Source organism: Micromonospora sp. WMMD1155, assembly GCF_029581275.1.
In the GTDB taxonomy this organism is placed as follows: domain Bacteria; phylum Actinomycetota; class Actinomycetes; order Mycobacteriales; family Micromonosporaceae; genus Micromonospora.
In genome coordinates, this window is sequence record NZ_CP120742.1 from 752971 (window position 1) to 773612 (window position 20642).

Annotated in this window: 19 protein-coding genes; 10 read left to right on the forward strand and 9 right to left on the reverse strand. The window is 69.7% G+C overall.

The annotated features are described in order from the left end of the window. Positions 1 to 85 precede the first annotated feature (85 nt). Complete coding sequence (locus O7617_RS03120) at positions 86 to 577, reverse strand: MarR family transcriptional regulator (protein ID WP_282261390.1); 492 nt, start codon at positions 575 to 577, stop codon at positions 86 to 88. A gap of 112 nt (positions 578 to 689) precedes the next feature. Here O7617_RS03120 and O7617_RS03125 point away from each other — a divergent pair, with 112 nt between their 5' ends. From O7617_RS03125 to O7617_RS03135, 3 genes are read left to right on the forward strand one after another with little or no spacing between them, the layout of a single operon-like run. Then, positions 690 to 1739, forward strand: coding sequence for an LLM class flavin-dependent oxidoreductase (locus tag O7617_RS03125; protein ID WP_282261391.1), 1050 nt, complete (start codon positions 690 to 692; stop codon positions 1737 to 1739). Next, positions 1732 to 2760: an LLM class flavin-dependent oxidoreductase gene (locus O7617_RS03130; protein ID WP_282261393.1), complete on the forward strand. Its 1029-nt coding sequence runs from the start codon at positions 1732 to 1734 to the stop codon at positions 2758 to 2760. The genes O7617_RS03125 and O7617_RS03130 overlap by 8 nt, the downstream gene beginning before the upstream one ends. Before the next feature lie 27 nt (positions 2761 to 2787). Continuing rightward, on the forward strand, positions 2788 to 3483 hold the full coding sequence (locus O7617_RS03135) for an NADPH-dependent F420 reductase (RefSeq protein WP_282261394.1): 696 nt from the start codon (positions 2788 to 2790) through the stop codon (positions 3481 to 3483). Between the two features lie 323 nt (positions 3484 to 3806). Here O7617_RS03135 and O7617_RS03140 read toward each other — a convergent pair whose 3' ends face one another. Both O7617_RS03140 and O7617_RS03145 read right to left on the reverse strand, forming a co-directional pair. Then, on the reverse strand, positions 3807 to 4553 hold the full coding sequence (locus O7617_RS03140; protein WP_348774167.1) for a tetratricopeptide repeat protein: 747 nt from the start codon (positions 4551 to 4553) through the stop codon (positions 3807 to 3809). 19 nt (positions 4554 to 4572) lie between these two features. Then, entirely contained in the window at positions 4573 to 5334 is a 762-nt protein-coding gene (locus O7617_RS03145) for a GNAT family N-acetyltransferase (RefSeq protein ID WP_282261397.1), read from the reverse strand. A 207-nt stretch (positions 5335 to 5541) separates the two neighbouring features. Here O7617_RS03145 and O7617_RS03150 point away from each other — a divergent pair, with 207 nt between their 5' ends. The 4 genes from O7617_RS03150 (at position 5542) to sodN (ending at position 7693) form a co-directional block, all read left to right on the forward strand. Continuing rightward, positions 5542 to 5991 carry a hypothetical protein gene (locus O7617_RS03150; RefSeq protein WP_282261399.1) on the forward strand — a complete coding sequence of 150 codons (450 nt, stop codon included), beginning with the start codon at positions 5542 to 5544 and terminating at the stop codon, positions 5989 to 5991. Positions 5992 to 6119: 128 nt separating this feature from the next. Further along, positions 6120 to 6635: a hypothetical protein gene (locus tag O7617_RS03155; protein WP_282261400.1), complete on the forward strand. Its 516-nt coding sequence runs from the start codon at positions 6120 to 6122 to the stop codon at positions 6633 to 6635. 3 nt (positions 6636 to 6638) lie between these two features. Next, complete coding sequence (locus tag O7617_RS03160) at positions 6639 to 7223, forward strand: inositol monophosphatase family protein (protein ID WP_282261402.1); 585 nt, start codon at positions 6639 to 6641, stop codon at positions 7221 to 7223. Between the two features lie 65 nt (positions 7224 to 7288). Continuing rightward, a complete protein-coding gene (gene sodN, locus O7617_RS03165; RefSeq protein ID WP_282261403.1) occupies positions 7289 to 7693 on the forward strand; it encodes a superoxide dismutase, Ni in 405 nt (134 codons plus the stop codon). Positions 7694 to 7883: 190 nt separating this feature from the next. Here sodN and O7617_RS03170 read toward each other — a convergent pair whose 3' ends face one another. After that, entirely contained in the window at positions 7884 to 9437 is a 1554-nt protein-coding gene (locus tag O7617_RS03170; RefSeq protein ID WP_282261404.1) for a polysaccharide lyase family 1 protein, read from the reverse strand. 438 nt (positions 9438 to 9875) lie between these two features. Between O7617_RS03170 and O7617_RS03175 the strand changes: the two genes are divergently transcribed. Continuing rightward, positions 9876 to 11204, forward strand: a complete 1329-nt coding sequence (locus tag O7617_RS03175; RefSeq protein ID WP_282261405.1) for a hypothetical protein — start codon at positions 9876 to 9878, stop codon at positions 11202 to 11204. A 163-nt stretch (positions 11205 to 11367) separates the two neighbouring features. Here the strand turns inward: O7617_RS03175 and O7617_RS03180 are convergent, their stop codons facing one another. From O7617_RS03180 to O7617_RS03195, 4 genes are read right to left on the reverse strand one after another with little or no spacing between them, the layout of a single operon-like run. After that, the gene (locus O7617_RS03180) at positions 11368 to 12519 is read right to left on the reverse strand and encodes a serine hydrolase domain-containing protein (protein WP_282261406.1); all 1152 of its coding nucleotides are present in this window, start codon (positions 12517 to 12519) and stop codon (positions 11368 to 11370) included. Positions 12520 to 12522: 3 nt separating this feature from the next. Continuing rightward, positions 12523 to 13347 (reverse strand): carbohydrate ABC transporter permease, encoded by an 825-nt coding sequence (locus O7617_RS03185; protein ID WP_282261408.1) that lies wholly within the window; start codon positions 13345 to 13347, stop codon positions 12523 to 12525. After that, complete coding sequence (locus O7617_RS03190; RefSeq protein ID WP_282261409.1) at positions 13344 to 14297, reverse strand: sugar ABC transporter permease; 954 nt, start codon at positions 14295 to 14297, stop codon at positions 13344 to 13346. The genes O7617_RS03185 and O7617_RS03190 overlap by 4 nt, the downstream gene beginning before the upstream one ends. Then, entirely contained in the window at positions 14294 to 15649 is a 1356-nt protein-coding gene (locus tag O7617_RS03195) for an extracellular solute-binding protein (RefSeq protein ID WP_282261410.1), read from the reverse strand. Before O7617_RS03195 ends, O7617_RS03190 begins: the two co-directional genes overlap by 4 nt. Positions 15650 to 16020: 371 nt before the next feature. Here O7617_RS03195 and O7617_RS03200 point away from each other — a divergent pair, with 371 nt between their 5' ends. Together O7617_RS03200 and O7617_RS03205 are read left to right on the forward strand one after the other, a co-directional pair. Then, entirely contained in the window at positions 16021 to 17046 is a 1026-nt protein-coding gene (locus O7617_RS03200) for a LacI family DNA-binding transcriptional regulator (RefSeq protein WP_282261411.1), read from the forward strand. A 36-nt stretch (positions 17047 to 17082) separates the two neighbouring features. After that, positions 17083 to 18099 carry a family 43 glycosylhydrolase gene (locus tag O7617_RS03205; protein ID WP_282264619.1) on the forward strand — a complete coding sequence of 339 codons (1017 nt, stop codon included), beginning with the start codon at positions 17083 to 17085 and terminating at the stop codon, positions 18097 to 18099. A gap of 58 nt (positions 18100 to 18157) precedes the next feature. Here O7617_RS03205 and O7617_RS03210 read toward each other — a convergent pair whose 3' ends face one another. Continuing rightward, positions 18158 to 20551 carry a ricin-type beta-trefoil lectin domain protein gene (locus O7617_RS03210; protein WP_282261412.1) on the reverse strand — a complete coding sequence of 798 codons (2394 nt, stop codon included), beginning with the start codon at positions 20549 to 20551 and terminating at the stop codon, positions 18158 to 18160. Between the last annotated feature and the right edge of the window lie 91 nt (positions 20552 to 20642).

Sequence of the window (20642 nt, forward strand, 5' to 3'; positions counted from 1 at the left end):
GGAATGGCGGGTTCCTGGAGGATTGGACCACCCTGCCATCGCTCTAGGCAATCAACAGATCACCGCAAGTCACGATGACCCTTGGTCACCCCTTGTCGAGGACGTCGAGATTCCTCTTCAGCGCTGCCGCGATGTCGCCCGCCGCGACGATCTGCTCCGGCGTGAGGGCGTCGACGAACAGCTCGCGGATGGCGCGTAGGTGCGGAAAGGTGGCCCCTCCGAACGCCTCGGCACCGGCCTTGGTGAGCAGCACCTCCGCGCCGCGGGGCACTGTCGCGCACTCCTGGCGGCGGATGAGACCGCGTCGCTCCATCCGCCCCAGGTGGTGGGACAGGCGGCTGCGCTCCCAGCCGATGTGCGCGGCGAGTTCGGACGACCGCATCGACTGCCCCTCCGCCTCGCTGAGAGCGAGGAGCACGGCGTAGTCCCCGGTCGAGAGCGAGGAGTCGCCCTGGAGACGGGATTCGAGTCGGGAGCTCAGCGCTGCCGTCGTCTCGATGAAGGTCCGCCAGATCCGCAACTCCTCGGCGGTCGGGAGTTGGCGACCGGCCCGCCGGCCGGGTGTGGTCTCCGCCATCTCACTCTCCCTGGGAATTGACGCGTCAATCGCCAAGTTAGCATCATTGACACGTCAACCGGTAGGTCTGCTTCCGTGGATCGCCAGCTGCGAGAGCACCGAGGAGGAGACGATGGCAGCTGCAGACTTCGAGCTGGGGCTCAACTCGTTCGGCGAGGTGGCCACCGACGGCGACCTCGTCCTGAGCGACGCCGAGACCGTACGGCTGCTCGTGGACGAGGCACGGCTCGCCGAGTCGGTCGGACTCGACGTGTTCAGCCTGGGTGAGCACTACCGGGAGGGTCACAACGACTCGGCGACACCGGTGTTGCTCGCGGCAGCGGCGACGGCGACCGAGCGGATTCGTCTCGGCACCTCGGTCACGGTGCTCAGCACCAACGATCCGGTACGCCTGTACCACGAGTTCGCGACGCTGGACGCGGTCTCGAACGGCCGCGCCCAGATGGTCCTCGGGCGTGCCTCGGCGACCGAGTCGTTCCCGCTGTTCGGTTACGACCTGGCCGACTACGAGCGGCTGTTCGAGGAGAAGCTGGATCTGTTCCTGCGACTCCAGCGGGACGAACCGGTCACCTGGTCCGGGACCGTGCGGAGTGCCCTGGTCGAGCAGCGCCTGCACCCCCGGATGCAACCCGGCGGCATCCCGACCTGGATCGGTGTCGGGGGAAGCCCGAACTCGGTGATCCGCGCCGCACGCCACGGACTCCCGCTCATGCTCGCGATCATCGGCGGGCGACCCCAGCGGTTCGCTGGTCACGTGGACCTCTACGCCAAGGCGCTCGAACAGTTCGGGCATACCCCGCGGCCAATCGGGCAGCACTCTCTCGGCCTTGTCGCCGACACCGACGAGGAGGCGGTGGAGACGTGGTGGCGGTACTGGCAGCCGGTCGTGGCGGCGCTCGCGAAGGAACGTGGCTTCTACAAACCGGACCGCGCACGCTACGAGGCGGAAATCGACCACGGGGCGCTCTTCGTCGGATCGCCCGAAACGGTGGCGCAGAAGATCGCCGGAGTCGCCCGCGACCTGAGGCTGAGCCGCTTCGACCTGAAGTACGACATCATGCACCTCCCCCGCGACGCACGCGCGCGCACCATCGAACTGCTCGGCAGCGAGGTCGCTCCGCGGGTCCGCGAGTTGTTGGCAAAGGAGCCCACCAATGTCTGACCTTCTGTTCGGCCTCGACACGTTCGGCGACGTACCGCAGGACGACTCCGGCAAGCTCGTCTCCCACGCCGCGGCGATCCGGCAGGTCGTCGACGAGGCGGTGCTCGCCGACCAACTCGGCGTCGACGTCATCGCCCTGGGTGAGCACCACCGGCCGGAGTACTCGGTGTCGACGCCGGAGACGGTGCTGGCCGGCATCGCCACCCGTACCTCCCGGATCCGGCTGGCCTCCGGCGTGACAGTGCTCAGCTCGGACGACCCGGTAAGGGTGTTCCAGCGCTTCGCCACCGTCGACGCGCTGTCGAACGGTCGGGCCGAGGTCATCCTCGGTCGCGGCTCGTTCACCGAGTCGTTCCCCCTCTTCGGGTACGACCTGCGCGACTACGACACGCTGTTCGAGGAGAAGATCGAACTGTTCGTGAAGTTGCTGGACGAGAAGCCGGTGAGCTGGAGCGGCACCCTGCGGGCGCCACTGGAGAACGCCGACGTCTTCCCGAAGACCGAGTCGGGTCACCTGAGCACCTGGGTCGGCGTCGGCGGCTCACCGCAGTCGGTCGTCCGCACCGCCCAGTACGGCCTCCCGCTCATGCTCGCCATCATCGGTGGCGCTCCCGAGCGGTTCGCGCCCTACATCGACCTGTACCGCCGCGCGGCCGACCAGCTCGGCACGACCGCGCACCCGGTCGGGATGCACTCGCCCGGCTTCATCGCCGACACCGACGAGGAGGCCAAGGAGATCTACTGGCCGCACTACCGGGTCATGCGGGACCGGATCGGCAGACTGCGGGGCTGGCCGCCGATCCGCCGCCAGGAGTTCGACTCCGAGGTGGAGAACGGTTCCCTCTACATCGGTTCCCCGGAGACGGTGGCCCGCCGGATGGCCCGGGCGATCCGCAGCCTCGGCGTCGGTCGGTTCGACCTCATCTACTCGGCCGGAGCGCAGCCGGCGAGCGCCCGGATGCGCGCCGTGGAGCTGTACGGCTCCAAGGTGATCCCCATGGTCCGCGACATCCTGGCCTGATCGGCCCGTCAGCACCGAGAGGACGACATGAACGACAACGACCGGCCCACGACCCTCGGCATCCTCGGGGCCGGCAAGGTGGGAACGGTGCTGGCCCGCCTCGCCGTCGCCGCCGGCTACCGGGTGTTGGTGGCCGGCTCCGGCGACCCCGCGAAGATCGCGCTCACCGTCGAGGTCCTCGCCTCGGGGGCGGAGGCCACCACGGCCCTCGACGCGGCGGTACGTGCCGACGTCGTCATCCTCGCCCTGCCACTGGGCAAGTACCGCAGCGTCCCCGCCGACGCGCTGCGCGGCAAGCTCGTCGTCGACGCCATGAACTACTGGTGGGAGATCGACGGCATCCGCGACGACCTCACCGACCCGCGTACCTCGTCGAGTGAGACCGTCCAGGCGTTCCTGTCCGACTCACGTGTCGTCAAGGCGTTCAACCACATGGGCTACCACGACCTCGAGGACGAGGCGCGGCCGGCGGGAACGACCGACCGCAAGGCCATCGTGGTCGCCGGTGACGACACCACCGACGTCAGGGCTGTCGCGTCCCTGGTGGACGCACTCGGTTTCGATCCGGTCGTCGCCGGCCCGCTGGCCGAGGGGGTACGCCTCGAACCGGGCAGCGAGTTGTTCGGCGCGAACGTGAGCGCCGACGACGCGCGAGCCATGCTCGACCGCTTCCCCGAGTCGGAACGTGGACGAATCATCGCCGCCGCCCGAGAGCAGTCCTAGCCGTCCGGCCGGGCGCCCCGCGTGCCGCGCACCACAAGATCCGCGCGGCGCGCGGCGCGCACCCAAGATCCGCGCAACATCAGGGATGTTGCTGTCTCACGAGCTCCGGAGGCAGCAACATCCACGAAGTTGCGCGGATCTTGGCCGCGGGGGGCGCGGCGCGCGGGGGGCGCGGCGCGCGGGGGGCGCGGCGCGCGGGGGGCGCGGCGCGCGGGGGGCGCGGCGCGCGGGGGGCGCGGCGCGCGGGGGGCGCGGGGCGCGGCGCGCGGAGTGCGGGGCGCGGCGCGCGGAGTGCGGGGCGCGGCGCGCGGAGTGCGGGGCGATCAGCGGCTGTCGTAGCCGAAGGCTGTTCGCGGGTCGAGGCGCTGGCCCTCGGCGTACCCCTCGTCGAACGCGGCGGGGCCGAGCGCCTGGATCGCGGCGGCGCGCATCGTGGCGAGATCGGCCGCGTCGTCCGGGTCCGGCACCTGGCCGATCGCCGCGAACGCGGCGTCCGTGACACCGATCATCCGCGCCGCCCGCGAGTGGTCGCCCTCTGCCGACGCGAGCGCGGCGCCGGCGACGCAGACGTACGGTACGAAGTCGGCCCAGTCGTTGCGGAACACCCGCTCGCGGCTCTCGGCGAACAGTGTCCTCGCCGCGTCGAGGTTGCCCAGCCCCAGCTCGCAGAACGCCAGGTTGTGGTACTCGGAGTTGACCGTCTGGGGTCGGCCGAGGGTCTCGTTGAGCGCGATGCTCTCCCGGTACAGATCCCGGGCGCGAGCGAGGTCGCCGGACATCCGCGCGACGGCGGCCAGGACGTGCCTCGGCCGTTCCTCGAGGCGGCGGTCGCCGGAGCGCAGCGCCACCTCCAGCGCCTCCCGCGCACGGGTCTCCCCGTCGGCCAGGTCACCGCCGCGAATGGCGACCCGGGCGAGGCTGTAGCGGGCCTCCACCTCGCCTGCCGGGTCACCGGCCGCCTGCGCCCGCTCGATCTCTGCCTCGCTCATGCGCACAACGGCGTCGGTCTCCCCCCGCCGGAAGGCGGAACGCACGTCCTCACTGAAGCTCACGGCCTTCTCCCCCGTCACGAATGGCTCGGTGGCGGCGTCACCGCGCCGTGAACATGGTCCAGTTCTCCACGAGCACGAACCCCATCGACTCGTAGAGCGGCCGGCCCATCGGGCTGGTGTGCAGGTATGCGGCGTTCGCGCCGGCAGCGATGCCGTCGCGCAGCACCGTTTCGGTGAGCGTCCGGCCGAGGCCACGACCCCGGGCGGACGGTACGACGCCGATGTTGAACACGCCGATCACGCCGGAGTTGAGCATCCCGAGGGCGGTGCCGACGGGTCGGTCGGACTCCTCGGCCAGGTAGCCGGTGATGCCGTCGGTGTCGAGGACCGCTCCGCCCATCAGCGGCCCGAAGCTGCCTTCGGGTGCCTCGAAGCTCTCGGTGAGAGCGTCGGTGTACGTGTCGTTCTCGGCGGCGCCGACCCGGCGTACCAGGGCCTGCTGGGTCGAGACGGGCCGGAACACGATGTCGTCGGTGGCGCAGGCCAGGAAGGGCATGACGCTACGTTCGCGCAGCCCGTGCCGGGCCGCGAGGTCGACGACCGGCTCGCCGGCCGCACCCCGAACCATGATCGACCAGTGCGGGATCTGCCTGGCCACCTCGATCGCCAACGCGTCGAGTGACTCGAGATCCGGGTCGGTGGTCAGGGCGAACACCCCGTTGAGCGACGCGAGGCCGGCGTGGGTGATCCCCGCACGAGCGGTGCCGCGTTCGGCGTACCAGCCCTTCGGGGTCACCCGGCAGAGCGCCTCGATGGCGTCGAAGTACGCCGTCGCCAACCGGTCGGCGGTGGTGCCCATGCCCTCTTCTCCCCCATGCAACGGTCGTCCTGCCGAGGCGGTAAACCTAGTCAGCGACCGGGTACGTGAGCAAACGTGACGATCCGGGCAGGTGACGGAGGCTCCGCACCGATCAGGAATCGAGAAGCCCCGGGACGTACGCCCGGCCTAGCCTTTCCCCAGACGGCCGGCAGTACGCCGAGTCGGACGACGAGAGGGAGACCGAACATGTCCGGGAAGACCACCGCCACCGAATCCGACGGCTTCACCGCCGAGGAGCGCGCCGCGATGAAGGAGCGTGCCGCCGAGCTGCGCGCCGAGGGCAAGAAGGGCGCGAAGAAGGCCGACGGGCTGCAAGCGGTGCTCGACCGGATCGCACAGATGGAGCCGAAGGATCGCGCGCTGGCCGAGCGCGTACACGTGACGGTGACCGCCGCCGCCCCGGACCTGTCGCCCAAGACCTGGTACGGGATGCCCGCGTACGCGAACGAGGGCGGCAAGATCGTCGTCTTCTTCCAGGACTCCGGGAAGTTCAACTACCGGTACTCGACGCTGGGCTTCCAGGACCCCGCCAACCTCGACGACGGAGACCTGTGGCCGGTGGCGTACGCACTGCAGAGCTGGAGCCCCGAGGTGGAGAAGAAGATCACCGCTCTGGTGCAGACGGCGGTCTCCTGATCTCCGCGGGCATCGGGGCAGCGGCCCTGGCACGACCGGCCTGAGGTGCGCGATGATCGGGATCGGAGCTGAGGGAGGCGGACAGTGCGGACGACGGGGCGCGGGCGAGCGGTGAGACGAGCCGCCCGATGACGGCGAGGGCAGGCCAGGCATTCGACACCGGTCGGGCGGTGTCCGACATCGAGTCGCTGCTCGCCGCCGAGTTGCCCACGGACGGCGACCCGGTCAGCGACGGAGACCCGGCCACCGGGGAGTGGACCGGCACCCGTGGGGCGGGCTTCCGGATCGTTCCGATCTGGGAGGGCGACGACCTCACGGGTGTGTACGGCACCGACTGGACCGAGGCGGAGGATGCCGCCATGGCGAACCTGGCCCTCGTCGAGGGCGAGCTGGACCGTCGGTGGGGCTCGCACCGGAGGGTCTCCATGCGCGTGCCGCTGTTCCGGAAGCAGGCCGGCACACCGATGCCGGCGCTGTTCCAGTCTCTGTCCGACATGGACTGCTACGGCGACCTGATGGTGTGGGGGCCCACGGCGACCGAGGGTCGGTGGGTGGCGGTCTCGGTCAACCAGTGCGACGGCGACGCTCCGATGATCATGACGGCGGTGGTCAGTCGGTTCGCGATCACCGAACTGCCGGAGTGACGAGTGACGACCACTGATCACGCCTTGGCCATCGCTGCGGCGGAGGCCGGAGCCGCAGTCGTCCGCGCTCGTTACGGGTCGTCGCTGACCCGCTTCAGGAAGGTCGGAGACGACTTCGCCACCGCCGCCGACATCGACGCGGAGAAGGCCATCCTCGCCGTCCTACGCGACGCGCGTCCGCAGGACGCCGTGGTGGGTGAGGAGAGCGGGCGCACGGGCATGGTCGACGTCAACCTCGACCCGCCGTTTCCCAGCCGGGACGTCTTCCTGGCCGCCCGGATGCTCGCCGACGACGACTTCATCGACCGGTTCCACCCACGGGTGGTCTCCACCAGCCTGGCCGTGGCGTGGGTCGCGGCCGGTCGTCGCGCCGCCTACCTGACGGATCGCCGCGACCTGAGCCGCAGTGTCCACTTCGCGGCCGGAATCGCCCTCTGCCAGGCGGCCGGTTGCGTGGTCAGCGGCCTCGACGGTCGACCGCTGCACACCGGTGGGAACGGTCTCGTCGTCGCGGCCGACGAGCCGACCCACGCCGCCCTGCTGACCCTCGTCAGGAGACAGCGGACCGCGACGGCGCGCGACAGTTGACATGAAGTGGGGTTGAGGTCTTAGCCTCCCGTCCGTCACCTCAGCCTGTCGTCGGAGGGAATCTGATGCACCTGCCACGCCTTCTCCGCCCGCGTACCGTCGCGAGCGCACACTGCGACCTGCCCTGCGGCGTCTACGACCCGGCCCAGGCCCGGATCGAGGCCGAGTCGGTCAAGGCGATCTCCGAGAAGTACCAGGCCAGCGACGATCCGGAGTTCCGTACCCGCGCGTTGCTCATCAAGGAGCAGCGCGCCGAGCTGGTCAAGCACCACCTCTGGGTCCTCTGGACCGACTACTTCAAGGCACCCCACTTCGAGAAGTACCCCCAGCTGCACGACCTCTTCAACGAGGCCACCAAACTGGCTGGCGCCGGGGGTGCGAAGGGCGCCGCCGACCCGGAGGTCGCCGAGCGGCTCCTCGGCAAGATCGAGGAGATCTCGAAGATCTTCTGGGAGACCAAGCAGGGCTGACGGTGCGGAACCGGATGGCGCCCGCCACCCGGTTCGGCGCACCGGCAGGCGGGCGTTAGCGGGCCGCAACCGACAGACGGCAACCGCCGCGGGTGCGGCAGTGAGCGGTATACCGCAGAGTCATATTCATACCTCTGCGGTATACCGCGCACCAGCACGTCGGCCCGAGCCCGGTCCGTTCGACTCGGGATCAACTGGCGTACGTCTCGAATTCGGCCACTCGGGGCGTACCACCGGAGCTGTTGATCTTGAAATTGATCTTGCTCAACGAGGTCGCGGAGAAGGTGATCGACCCGGCCCCGCTACCGGAGGCCAGGACGGCCCCGTTGTCGTTGTTGACCAGTTGCCACGACCCGATCGAGCCCTGCGTGCCGGACGGCTCTCGGATGATCACCCGGGACACCCGGGTGGCGGTGCCCCACTTGATCGAGATGGTGCCGGTCGACCCGGCCGGTGACCAGTAGGTGTTGATGTCGCCGTCGCGCACGTTGCCGTAGCTCGTCCCACTGGCCTTGCTGGAGCCGTCGGCACCGGCGCCGATGCTGAGGTTGGTCCCGCCGGACGGCGGTGGGGTGGTCGGCGGCGGCGTCGTGGGCGGAGGCGTGGTCGGCGGCGGGGTGGTGGGCGGCGGGGTCTGCGGGGAGCAACTGCCGTCCGACACCCGCAGGCCGGTGTCGGCGCCCACGGTCTGCCGGACGACGTCCGGCACACAACTCGCTGCGTCGAGGCGGTACGGGTACGGGATGCTCACGCTGGTGGTGGACGTCAGGTCAGGGCCCGCGGGGTAGGTGTCGCTGCCGGCGCCGGACCAGGTCACGTTGTCGAGGATGTTGCCGCTGACCTGCCAGTAGCCGCGCTCGCTGGTGTAGAAGGTGCCCAGGACGTCCTTGGAGTCACGGAAGTAGTTGTTCTCCACCTTGGCCTTGGCACCGGCCCGGGAGTTGATGCCCGACTCGTGCAGGCTCACATAGTGGTTGTTGTAGATGTGGGCCGTGCCGCCGCGCAGCAGCGGCGTACGGGAGTCGATGTTCTCGTACAGGTTGTGGTGGTAGGTGATGAAGCCGTTCGACAGGTCGCTCTCACTGGACCCGACGAGGCCGCCCCGACCGGAGTTACGCAGGATGCTGTAGGACAACGTCACGTACTGGGTGTTGTCCTTCATGTCGAAGAGCCCGTCGTACCCCTCCGACTCCCCACCCGACGCTTCCAACGTCACGTGGTCGACCCAGACGTTGCGGACCGTGCTCTCCATGCCGATGGCGTCCCCACCGTTGGAGGTGGGTGAGCCCGACTTCTTGACGTTCCGGATGGTGACGTTCTGGATGATGATGTTGCTGGAGTCACGGATGTGGATGCCGAGCTGGTCGAAGAGTGCTCCGCTGCCGACCCCGATGATGGTGACGTTGCTGATCTGCTTGAGCTCGATCACGCCCGCCGCGGTGTTGCAGCTCGACCCGGACACTCTGCTGGTGTTGCCGTGGTTGATCGTCCCGGTCACCTCGATGACGATCGGGGTGCTGCTGCTGGCCCGTCCACACAGGGCGGCGTGGATCGCCGTCCCCGTGGCGGCCCGCACCGTCTGCCCGCCCGCGCCGCCGGTGGTCCCGCCGTTCTGGGTGGCGTAACCGGTGGCGCCGCCGACCGCGGCCGACGCCTGGGGGGTGGGCAGCGCCACCCCGACCGCGATCCCCACGGCCACCGTGGCCAGCGCCGCCTGAAGTCGCCACGCAACGTGTCGTCTCATCTCGCCTCACCTTCGCATTCGTCCCGCCCAAGGCGTCACCTCGACGGTCACGACCACACCGCCACGGCATTAGGAATAGGCGGATGTGAATCACAGAAGAATTCATCGAAGTCGCATCAGCCCTGGTGGAAGCAGGGTTTGACCAGGCGGTCGCAGCGCCACTGTCGACACTGATCGCCCGGCCTTTAACGGAAACATCGATGTAACGCAATCGTAGGAAAGCGGTTTCCGGAAAGGCAAGGGTTCGCGCTTGCAGGTTTGTTGCAGTGCCGAGGGCCCGGCCCGGCCCAAACCCCGGCGGCAACCCCGCGCCTCCGGTATTGACACCGCACGGCGCGCCATCGATGCTCTGCTAAATCAGTTTAGCGGCGGTCCCGAACCCGTCTGCCCAGCGCGACCGCCGTCGGCTGAGCGCACCACCACCGAGAAAGGACTCGCATGAGACTCCGAAACGGACTCATCCCGCTCGCCGCCACCCTCGTGCTGGCCGCCGCCTCCGGCACGGCGTACGGCAGCCCTGGCGACAGGCCCGGCACCGAGGACGCAATCCGCAGCATCACCCCGATCACCACCGTCTACACGTACGGCCAGAAGGTCTCGGCGGTCGCGATCGAGTACGGGGGGACGGTCAATCCCCGCACCCTCGACACCGGCACGTTCTCGGTGCGCGACACCGTCTACAACTTCCGCTTCAACCCGATCGAGGACCTGCCGAAGCTGGCCGACCGAACCGTCACCCACACCTACACCAACGGAGTCGCGGACACGCGTAGCGACCACCGGTCGACGCCGGGCAGGTACGTCATCGTCGAACTCGACCCCGCCGACACCGGCGGCAACACGGTCGTCGTCTCCAAGTGCCCGACATTCCTCTGCACCGTGAAGGTCAACCCCGAGCTGCCCACCCGGGTCGTGCAACGCAAGGACGTGCACGCCCAGCCCGGCCGAGGGGCCGGCAAGGGCCCGATCCTCGCCCGGGCCACCCCGCGCGAGTCCCGGCCGGTCACCGAGAAACCGGTGAACCACCTCGTCGACGAGTTCACCTACGGCTCGTACCTCAGCGGCGGCATGGTGCTGCCGTACCACTACCGCCTGCCGAAGAACTACCAGCCCGGCCGTGCGTACCCGCTGATGGTCGTCCTGCCCGGTCACGGGATGGGCTGGGACGGCGACAACCTCGGCGTCCAGCTCGCCGCCGACATCCCGGCGACCGCCTGGCTGCAGCCGCAGTGGACCGGCAGCTCCGAGGACGTCATCGTCCTGGCACCCCAGCACCAGCGGGTCGGCGGTGCCGCCGAGGCGGATCTGCTGATCAAGCTACTCGACCAGTTCGTCGGCGAGTTCGCCGTGGACACCCGCCGGGTGTACGCGACCACCGTCTCGTACGGTTCCCAACTGCTCTGGGCGGCGTTCGCCAAGCGGCCGGACCTGTTCGCCGGTGGTCTGGTGACCGGCGGCTTCCCGGTCGACGCCGCGCAGGCGACGGCCATCGCCACGGCCGAGGTGCCGGTGTGGATCACGCACGGCGAGCACGACCACCTGCTCAACGTGTCGGGCGCGCGCAACTCCACGACGCTGCTGCGGCAGGCGTACGAGGCCCGGGGTAAGAGCCCCGAGCAGGCCGCCGACCTCGTGCGCTACACCGAGTACGCCGACAGCGCGTTCACGTCGCCGGACTACCACGCGGCGTTCGGCCCGACCTACGAGGACAGCGGCATCCTGCGGTGGCTCCTCGCGCGGGCCAAGCCCGCCACCGCCGGCAGCTGACGGCGCGGTCCGGGCGACGTCTCGCCGTTGATCGGGCAGCGCTGGTCCAGCGCGCGGTCGGTCATCGGGAGGCGTCGCCCGGGTCGGGTTCGGCACCAGCCGGCGCACCGCCGACGAGCACGGCATCGCCCACGCCGGCGGGGGTGGTTTCGGGAGGGGTAGGTCAGGTCAGGCAGGAGCGGAGGGCGGCGGTCAGTCGGTTGGCGCGTTCGTCGCCCATCCCGCGCATCTGGTTGACCACGTACCCGAACCCGACCTGGTGCTGGGCGTCGGCGAAGGCCAGGTTCCCGCCCGCGCCGTCGTGGCCGAAACTGCGCTCGCCCAGGAGCGGCCGGGCCGGTGGTGAGTGCAGCAGGAAACCGCTCCCCCAGCGTTGCCCGGTGTCCGGCGGGCCGTGCCGCTGCTGACCCTGAGATCGGACGACCACCGCGTCGTCCACCGACGCGGTCGTCAGCAGGGGACCACGCTGGATGTCCGACACGCACGCCGCGTAGAGGCGCGCGAGACCGTCCGCGGTGCTCACCGCGCCCGCGCCGGGGACACCGGCGGCCCGGATGGCCGGGTCGTTGAAGCTGACCAGACCGTCGTCGTCGGCGGGGAAGGCGAAGGCGCCCCCCATGGTGATCCCGCGTTCGGCGACCGGATCCACGAACGGGTCGGCGTCCGGCGGTGGCGCGAGCCCCCAGGCGACCGTGTCGTTCTCGGCGGCGGGCAGCCCGAGCCAGGTACGCAGACCGAGCGGCTCCGCGACGGTCTCGGCGAAGTACGCGCCCGGCAGTCGGCCGGTGATGCGGTGGATGACCTCGCCGACCAGCCAGCCGTAGGTCATCGAGTGGTAGCCGTGCGCGGTGCCCGGCTGCCACAGCGGGGTCTGCGCCTCGATCGCCTTGATCACCGGATCCCAGGCCAGCACCTCGTCGAGGGTCAGGTGCCGGTCCAGCGCGGGCAGGCCGGCCTGGTGGGTCAGCAGCCAGCGCACCGGGATGCCCGCCTTGCCGTGCTGCCCGAACTCCGGCCAGTAGCGCGTCACCGGGGCGTCGAGGTCGAGCCGGCCCTGCTGGACCAGGAGGTAGGCGCAGATCGCCAGGATTCCCTTGGTGCAGGAGAAGACGACCACCGGTGTGTGCGCGTCCCACTGTCGCCCGGTGCGCGTGTCGGCCACCCCTCCGTACAGGTCGACGACCCGGCGACCACGGACGTAGACGGTGACCGCGGCGCCGACCTCCCCCCGGGAGGCGAAGTTGTCGCGGAACACGTCGGCGACGCGGCCGTAGCCGTCGTCGGCGTGACCGTGGATCTGCGGCTGTGTGACCACTGCCTACCCCTTCACTGATCCCTGGATCAGGGCCTTGATGAACTGTCGCTGGAAGATCAGGAACACGATCAGGGTGGGCGTGAGGATCAGCAGCGATCCGGCGCACAGCAGCACCAGGTCGGTGCCCCACTGCCCCTGGAACGCGCCGAGCGCCCCGGCCATGGTGCGTTTGGTGGCGTCGTCGACCAGGACGATGGCGAGGAGGAACTGGTTCCAGGTCCAGAGGAACATCAGGATCGTCAGCGAGGCGATGGCCGGTCGGGCCAGCGGCACCTGGACCCGCCAGAACATCTGCCACGTGCTGCTGCCGTCCACCCGGGCCGCCTCGGACAACTCGACCGGCACGTTGGTGAAGTGCGCCCGCATCCAGAACACGGCGAACGGCATGTAGAGGCCGATCAGCGGCAGGATGATCGCCCAACGTGTGTTGAGCAGGCCGAAGTCCTGCATCTGGTAGTAGAGCGGGGTGACCACGGCCTCGAACGGCAACGTCAGCCCGAGCAGGAGCAGACCGAAGACGAGTCGGCCGCCGGGCACCCGGAGCTGACCGAGCCCGAACCCGGCCATGGTGGCGATGAGCACGGACACCGGCACGACGCCGGCCACGATGAGCAGGCTGGAGCGCAGCAGAGCGCCCATGTTGGCGGCGGTGAAGGCGTCGGCGAAGTTTCCCCACTGCGGGTCGGACGGCCAGGCCAGACCCGTGGGTACGGTGCCGCGCGGCTGCAACGCCGCCGAGAGCATGCTCACGAACGGCAGCAGGGTGACGATGATCAGGGCGATCAGGAAGACACGACCGGTCACCTGTTCACGGCGGCTGAGGTTCACCGCTTCTCCCCTCGGGTTAGTCGCTGGATCGGCAGCACACAGACCAGCACCAGCGCCATGAGGACGACGGCGAGCGCGGAGGCGAGCCCGACCTGACGCTGTGAGAAGGCCAGTCGGTAGATCTCCAGGCCCGGGACGGTGGTCTGGAGGCCGGGGCCGCCGCTGGTGGAGATGTAGACGATGTCGAAGCTGGCCAGGGCGGCGATGATCGTCACGGTGAGGCAGACGCCGATCTCCTGGCGCAGGCTGGGCAGGGTCACGGCGAGGAACTCACGGACCGGGCCCGCGCCGTCCAGGCGGGCGGCCTCGTAGAGCGCGGGATCGATCTTGCTCATGCCGGTGACCAGCAGGATCGTGCAGAGCCCGAGCAGCACCCAGGCCCCGATCACGCCCACGGCGGGCAGCGCCGTGTCGAAGTCGCCGAGCCACGCGCGGGCGACGCCACCCAGGCCGACCGCGCGCAGCGCCTGGTTGACCAGACCGTTCGACGAGAGCAGCCAGCTCCACGCGATGCCCGCCGCCACCAGCGGGATCACCTGGGGCAGGAACAGGATCGTCCGCACGACCGTCCCGAACGCGCCGGTGGTGATCCGCCGGACCATGCTCGCCACCAACAGACCGAGCGCGACGGGGATGAAGCTGAAGAAGACGATCAGGACGACCGCGTTGCCGATGATTTTGAGCAGGTCGCTGTCGGTGAACACGGTGACGTAGTTGTCCAGACCCGCCCAGCGGGCCACCCCGATCCCGTTCCAGTCGTAGAGCGAGTACTGGAACGTCAGGACGAGCGGGCGGAGGACGAACACCGCGTACATCACCAGGGCGGGCAGGACGTACAACCAGCCGGTCCCGGCCGCGCGGGCCCACCGAAGTCGGTGAGCCCGCGTGGGGGTGGGACGGGCGGCACGACTGTCCCGCCCGGTCGGTGCGCTGCCGGGGGCAGACGTCATCGGGACAGTTCCTTCGCGTACTCGGCCTGGACGGCCTTCACGTACCCCTCGGGAGTCTGCTGCCCGGCGACCAGCTTCTGCATCTCCGGGGTGATCGCGGCGGCGAAGATGCCACCGGTGGCGTTCGCGGTGAAGTCCACCGCGCCGTTCTCCGCGCCGAGCTGCTGCGACGCCTTGAGGGTCTCGGCGAGGACGGTGTTCGGGGCGGCGGCCGGCACCGGAAGGTCACTCGGGCCGCCGGGGCTGGAGCCTCCGACGGTGACCGCGATCTCGCGCGCCTTCGGGTTGGTGTGAGCCCAGTTCAGGAAGAACGCGGCGGCGTCGGGGTTCTTGGCCTTGGCGGAGACGCCGAAGGTGTTCGGGGCGGACATCGCGACGTGCTTGCCGCCGGCCGACTCGGTGGGGAACAGGAAGAAGCCCACGTTGCCGGGCATCCCCTTGTCCAGGTTGGCCGACTCCCAGTCGCCGTTGAACATGAACAGGCCGTTGCCCTTCTGGAACTCCCCCACCATCCCCGCGTAGTCGATGGCGTTGGCGTCCTTGGGGAAGTAGCCGGCCTGCGCCCACTTCTGGATGGTCTGGGTGGCCTTCAGGGCGGCCGGGGTGTCGAACGTGGCCCCCGGCTTCTGGAAGATCCAGTCGGCGACCTGGGTCGGGTCCCCGAACTGGTTCTGTAACGCCTGGTGCGGGAAGTTGATGCCCGCCGTGTTCTTGTTGAACTGCATGATCGGCTGGACCCCGGCGGTCTTCGCCTTCGCCAACAGCTGCTCGAAGTCGGCGACGGTGGCCGGCGGCTGGGTCATGCCGACCTGGGCGGCCAGCTTCTTGTTGTAGAAGACGCCGGTGACGCTGTAGCCGAGCCCCATGCCGTACAGCGACCCGGTGCCCCGGATGTTCTCACCGACGCGCAACTGCATGAGCTGCGAGGCCGGGAACTTGTCCCAGCCGTACGCGGTGAAGTACGGGTCGAGGTTCTTGAGCAGGTCGTCCTTGACCAGGTCGACCATCGTGGGAAGCCGGATGATGTCGGGTGAGTTGTCCGACGCCATCACCCGCGGCGCGTTCTCCACGATCACCGTGAACTGGTCCTCACGGATGTTGAACGTCACGTTGGAGTGCTGCTTGGAGAACTCGTCGGCCAGTGCCTTGGCGAGCGGGAAGCCGGTCTCCGCGTACATCTCCAGGGTGATCGGCGCGGTCCCGAGGTCGGTCTTCACGGCGGCGTCGGACTTCGGGGCCGCCGACCGGTCCTCCCCGGGCGCGCTGCACGCCGTCGCGGCCATTCCGACCGACAGTAGCGACGCGAGGAGCACGGTTCTCCGTCGCGTGAGGTTCGTCAGCAATTCTGCCATTTCATGACTCCTCGACTATTCATCCCGCCCCGCGGCCCACGACCGCGCGACAGGCTCCACCGGAACCACCGCGCCGGAGTGACGGCGACGACGTGCCCGTCGCGACCCGTGGAACGAGCACGACACAGCACCCGCCACCACGAGCCCTGGCACGGCCACCGAAGGCGCCTCTGGATGCACCAGAAGTGGTCGCTAAACTGATTTAGCAGAGCATGCGCGTGGCACGGGAAGCTGTCAAGGACAACCTGGCAACAGGGCGGAAACGTCGGGTTCACACCACTCTCGGCGTGACCGACGCGAGATCTCGGGCGGGGACGCATCATGATGGGCAGGAGCAGCGCCTACGGCACCGCGCCTGATTCGGAGGACTGATGGGCAGCAACAGAGCAACACTCGCCGACGTCGCGCGGAGAGCCGGGCTGTCCAAGACCGCCGCGTCGATGGTGCTCAACGGCCGGGAGGGCACCCGACTCTCGGCCGAGGCGCACCAGCGCGTGTTCGCCGCCGCGGAGGAGCTCGGCTACCGGCCCAACCTCGCCGCGCGCAGCCTGCGTACCCGCAAGACCGCCACCATCGCGTTCGTCTCCGACATCGTCGCCACCACCCGCTTCGCCGGCGACCTCATCCGCGGTGCTCTCGACGCGGCCCGCGAGCGGGACCACGTGCTGCTCATCACCGAGACGCAGGGCGACGCCACGTTCGAGCAGTACGCCATCGAGGCGATGCTCGACCGGCAGGTCGACGGGGTGATCTACGCGGCGATGGCCACCCGACGGCTGACGGTGCCTCCGGCCATCCTCGGCGGTCCGGTGGTGCTGCTCAACGCCACCAGCTCCGACGGCCTGCCCAGCGTGCTTCCGGACGACGACCGGGCCGGCCGCACCGCCGCCACCACACTGCTCGAACTCGGCCACCGCGACGCGATCGCGCTCATCGGCCGCAACCGACTCAAGGAGGAGGACCCCGAGGTCTCGCTCGCAGCCCGGGCCCGTCTGCACGGCATCCGGCAGGCGCTGGGCGACGCCGACGTCTCCCTGCTGGCCGAGTGCTTCTGCACCGAGTGGCTGCCCGAGCACGGGTACGCCGCCATGCGCGGCCTCCTGAGCCGGTCCCCGCGACCCAGCGCGGTGATCTGCATGAACGACCGCCTGGCCTTCGGCGCCTACCAGGCACTCGGCGAGGCGGGGCTGACGGTGCCCGAGGACATCTCGGTGATCTCGTTCGACGACGACCCGATCGCCGCCTGGCTGCGTCCCGGCCTGGCCACCACGGCACTGCCGCACGAGCAGATGGGGCGACGCGCGGTCGAGCTGCTCCTCGACGGCGGTGTCAGCGAACCCTCACTCGTGCCGATGCCCCTGCGTCGCCGGAAGTCCCTCGCCCCTCCGGCGAAGTGACCGCGAGGCCACCGCGGATCCGGGCGGACGGGCCGTCTGAGCACCGGACCGACCCCGCCGAGACCGACGCTAAAACGGTTTAGTGCTAGGTTTCCGGCCATGCTTCGTCTACCCGACCACTGGGTGTGGGACAGCTGGTACGCACGCGACGACAACGGCCTCTGGCACGTGTTCTTCCTCCGCGCGTCCCGTGCCCTGCACGACCCGCACCGCCGCCACCACCGCGCCACGATCGGCCACGCCGTCTCGGCGGACCTGCACTCGTGGCGTCTGGTCGCCGACGCCGTGGTCCCCGCCGACAGTCCCGGCTGGGACGACCTGGCGACCTGGACCGGCTGCACGGTCCGCGGCCCGGATGGACGCTGGTACCTGTTCTACACCGGGGTCGGCCGCGCCGAGGACGGGCTCGTCCAACGCATCGGTCTGGCCGTCTCCGACGACCTGACCACCTGGCGCCGGCACGGCACCGAGCCGATCGTCGAGGCCGACCCGACCTGGTACGAGCTGCTCGACAAGGACCTGTGGTACGAGCAGGCCTGGCGGGATCCGTGGGTGTTCCCCGACCCGGACGGCGACGGGTGGCACATGCTCATCACCGCCCGCGCCAACACGGGACCGTCGAACAGCCGTGGCGTCGTCGGCCACGCCACGTCGGCCGACCTCCTCACCTGGACCGTCCAGCCGCCGCTGTCGACACCGGCCGGCTTCGGTCACCTGGAGGTACCCCAGGTCGCCGTCATCGACGGGCAACCCCTGCTGTTGTTCTCCACCGACGCCACCAGCAGCGCTCGACGCGACGACCACCGGATCTGGGTGGCGACCGGCGACACCGTGCGCGGCCCGTGGGACATCGCGTCCGCCCGCCCGTTCACGCACCCGCACCTGTACGCGCCGCGGCTGGTCCCCGGACCCGCCGACGACTGGTCACTCATCGGTTTCCTCGACCACGTCGACGGGACGTTCGTCGGGGAACTCACCGACCCCATCCCGGTACGTCTCGACGCGTCGGCCGGGCTGGTCCCGGACCCGGCGCGCGCGCTCGCCGCGACCTGACGGCGACGGTCCGGGCTGCGGCGCTCGCCCCAGCCCGGACCGTTCAGCTCGACTCAGCTCAGCTACGCACCTGCCACTGCTGGTTGGTCCCGCCGTTGCAGGACCAGAGGATCAACTTCGTGCCGTTCGCCGTGGCGGCGCCGTTGGCGTCCAGGCACAGACCCGACTGCACGCCGGTGATCGTGCCGTTGGCGTTGATGTTCCACTGCTGGTTCGCCTGACCGTTGCAGTCCCAGATGACCACCTGGGTGCCGTTGCCGGTGCCCTGGCCGGAGGCGTCCAGGCACTTGCTGCCGTACACCATGAGCTGCCGGCCGGCGGTGTGGGTCCACCGCTGGTTGGTGGCGCCGCTGATGCAGTCCCAGAGCTGGGCCTGGGTGCCGTTGGTCGTGCTCGACCCGCCGATCTCGGCACAGCGGCCCGACTGGACGCCCACGAGCTGCACGTTCTGCGGGTTGGTGCCGCCGCCGCTCTGCACACCGGCGGCGTTGATCACCGTCTGCGCGCCGGACGGCCAGTTGCCGCCGGAGACCGTGACGTTGCCGTTGACCACGTTGCCGCGATCCCCGTTGGTCACGTTGGTGCTGTTGTTCGTCGACCAGTTGTTGGTGACGGTGAAGTTGCCCATGTTCTCGGCGTACCAGTAGTTGGCGGTGGCCCACGTGCCGGTGTTGGAGAAGACGTTGTTGCGGGCGGTGTAGTAGCGCGAGCCCTCGTCGAAGTAGAGCCCGAACCACCCGTTGGTCCGCAGGCAGTAGTTCTGGTCGATGGTGCCGCCCGGGTTCGCCGACAGGGTGTAGATGCACCCACCGTCGGTCATCTGCTGCATGACGTCGTGCACGTAGTTGCCGATGACCTGGTTGTTGGCCGCCGTGGTCGCCGTCGTGTAGCGCGGCTGGTAGTTGTAGAGGCCCCGGTTGGCGTAGTGCTGGCTGCCACCGGCGTCGTTGGCGCCCCAGCCGTAGCCGACCGACAGCCCGGTGTACGGCATGTTGTAGACCTCGTTGTGCGAGATCAACGCCCCGTTCACGTAGGTGGTCAGGATCGAGACCACCCCCCGGTACTCCAGACCCAGATCGTGGACGCGGTTGTTGCTCACCGTGATGTTGCGGTTGACCATCCGCTGGTCGCCGGGGTGGTGCGCGTCGGCGCGTACGCCGCCGACCACGATGCCCCCGGCGGAGTTGCGGGCGATCTCGGAGCGGGTCACGGTGATGTTGCTGGCGCCCAGGCCGACGCCGCTGGCGTGGGCGTTGGCGTCGTTGCCGATGCCGATGGCGGTCTGCCCGAGGTTGACGAACTGGGAGTCGCTGAAGGTGATCGTGTTCGCGGCCGAGACCTGCACGGCGGCGGGCATCTGGTTCCAGTTCGGCCGGGTGGCCTCGAACTGCGGGCAGCCGGCCTGGCAGGAGGTCAACGCATCCGACGGACGCGACCACGTGCCGGTGATGTGCGCGCCGGTCTGCTGGTCGGCGAAGCCGTTGCTGCTGCTCGGGCCGAGCCAGCTGGTGCCGGTGAAGGTGATCCCGCTGAACGAGATGTGGTGCGCCGGCGCGTCGTAGGTGCCACCGACGTTGACCAGCGACTGCAACTGCGGCAGCTCCACGCTGACGGAGCTCATGGACTGTCCCGCGAGCGGGATGTAGTTGAGCTGGCCGTTGCTCGGGTTGAGGTACCACTCCCCCGGTGAGTCCAGGAACTCGTACGCGTTGGTCAGGTAGAAGGGGCCCGCGCGGTGCGGGCTGGAGAGGGTGTCGAACCCGAAGGTGTTGTTGTTCCACGCGGGCTGCTGCATGGTCAGGAAGTTGCCGCTGATGCTCTGCACCGGCGAGTACCGGTCGGTGAACGAGCCGACGCTCTCCACCTCGACCCGGTTCTGGTTGCCGAGGTTGTTGAGGTAGCTGAGCGCGCTGTTGCTGAACCGCATGCCGCTCGTGGTGAAGGTGAAGTCGGCACGGTTCACGGCGGTGCGCGCCCGGGTGGCGACGGCCCCGTTGACGTAGAGCTGACGCGAGTCGAGACCGGCGCCGACGTTGGCCCGCCAGATGTTCTTCCCGGAGTCCACCAGCGACCACCCGGTGACCGCCCGGGCGCCGGTGATCGTCGGCCGGGCGGAGGCGGCGGCCCGCCAGATCACCTGGTAGCCGTTGGTGCCCGAGTCGGCTGCGGTCAGCCGCATCGGCGACGTGAGCCGGTAGGTGCCGTTGGCCAGCTCCACGACGATGTCACCGGACATGGAGCTGTTCTGCGACCGCACCGCGGCCTGGGCGGCGGTCAGCGAACACGGCTGGCTGACCGTACAGCTGCTGCCGGTGCCCGAGGGGGACGCGTAGAGGGTGGTGGTGGCCGCGGCGGCCGGGGAGGCCGAGACGGTCACGGCGACCGCTGCGGTCACCGCCGTCGTGGCGGCGCCGGCCAGCAGTCGGCGCAGCGGCGGAGGGGATGAGGACACGGGACGGTACTCCTGACGTGTGGAGGGCATGGGGACGGAACGCCTCGGCGGGCGGGCGGGCGGGAGGCGTGGCGGGCGGACGGGCGGGCGG

Bases quoted from the DNA above. Each gene is read 5' to 3' on its own strand.
- O7617_RS03170 (WP_282261404.1), bottom strand. From the start codon at position 9,437: ATGAGACGACACGTTGCGTGGCGACTTCAGGCGGCGCTGGCCACGGTG.
- O7617_RS03145 (WP_282261397.1), bottom strand. From the start codon at position 5,334: ATGGGCACCACCGCCGACCGGTTGGCGACGGCGTACTTCGACGCCATC.
- O7617_RS03150 (WP_282261399.1), top strand. From the start codon at position 5,542: ATGTCCGGGAAGACCACCGCCACCGAATCCGACGGCTTCACCGCCGAG.
- O7617_RS03175 (WP_282261405.1), top strand. From the start codon at position 9,876: ATGAGACTCCGAAACGGACTCATCCCGCTCGCCGCCACCCTCGTGCTG.
- O7617_RS03155 (WP_282261400.1), top strand. From the start codon at position 6,120: ATGACGGCGAGGGCAGGCCAGGCATTCGACACCGGTCGGGCGGTGTCC.
- O7617_RS03120 (WP_282261390.1), bottom strand. From the start codon at position 577: ATGGCGGAGACCACACCCGGCCGGCGGGCCGGTCGCCAACTCCCGACC.
- O7617_RS03195 (WP_282261410.1), bottom strand. From the start codon at position 15,649: ATGGCAGAATTGCTGACGAACCTCACGCGACGGAGAACCGTGCTCCTC.
- O7617_RS03135 (WP_282261394.1), top strand. From the start codon at position 2,788: ATGAACGACAACGACCGGCCCACGACCCTCGGCATCCTCGGGGCCGGC.
- O7617_RS03125 (WP_282261391.1), top strand. From the start codon at position 690: ATGGCAGCTGCAGACTTCGAGCTGGGGCTCAACTCGTTCGGCGAGGTG.
- O7617_RS03130 (WP_282261393.1), top strand. From the start codon at position 1,732: ATGTCTGACCTTCTGTTCGGCCTCGACACGTTCGGCGACGTACCGCAG.
- O7617_RS03200 (WP_282261411.1), top strand. From the start codon at position 16,021: ATGGGCAGCAACAGAGCAACACTCGCCGACGTCGCGCGGAGAGCCGGG.
- sodN (WP_282261403.1), top strand. From the start codon at position 7,289: ATGCACCTGCCACGCCTTCTCCGCCCGCGTACCGTCGCGAGCGCACAC.
- O7617_RS03190 (WP_282261409.1), bottom strand. From the start codon at position 14,297: ATGACGTCTGCCCCCGGCAGCGCACCGACCGGGCGGGACAGTCGTGCC.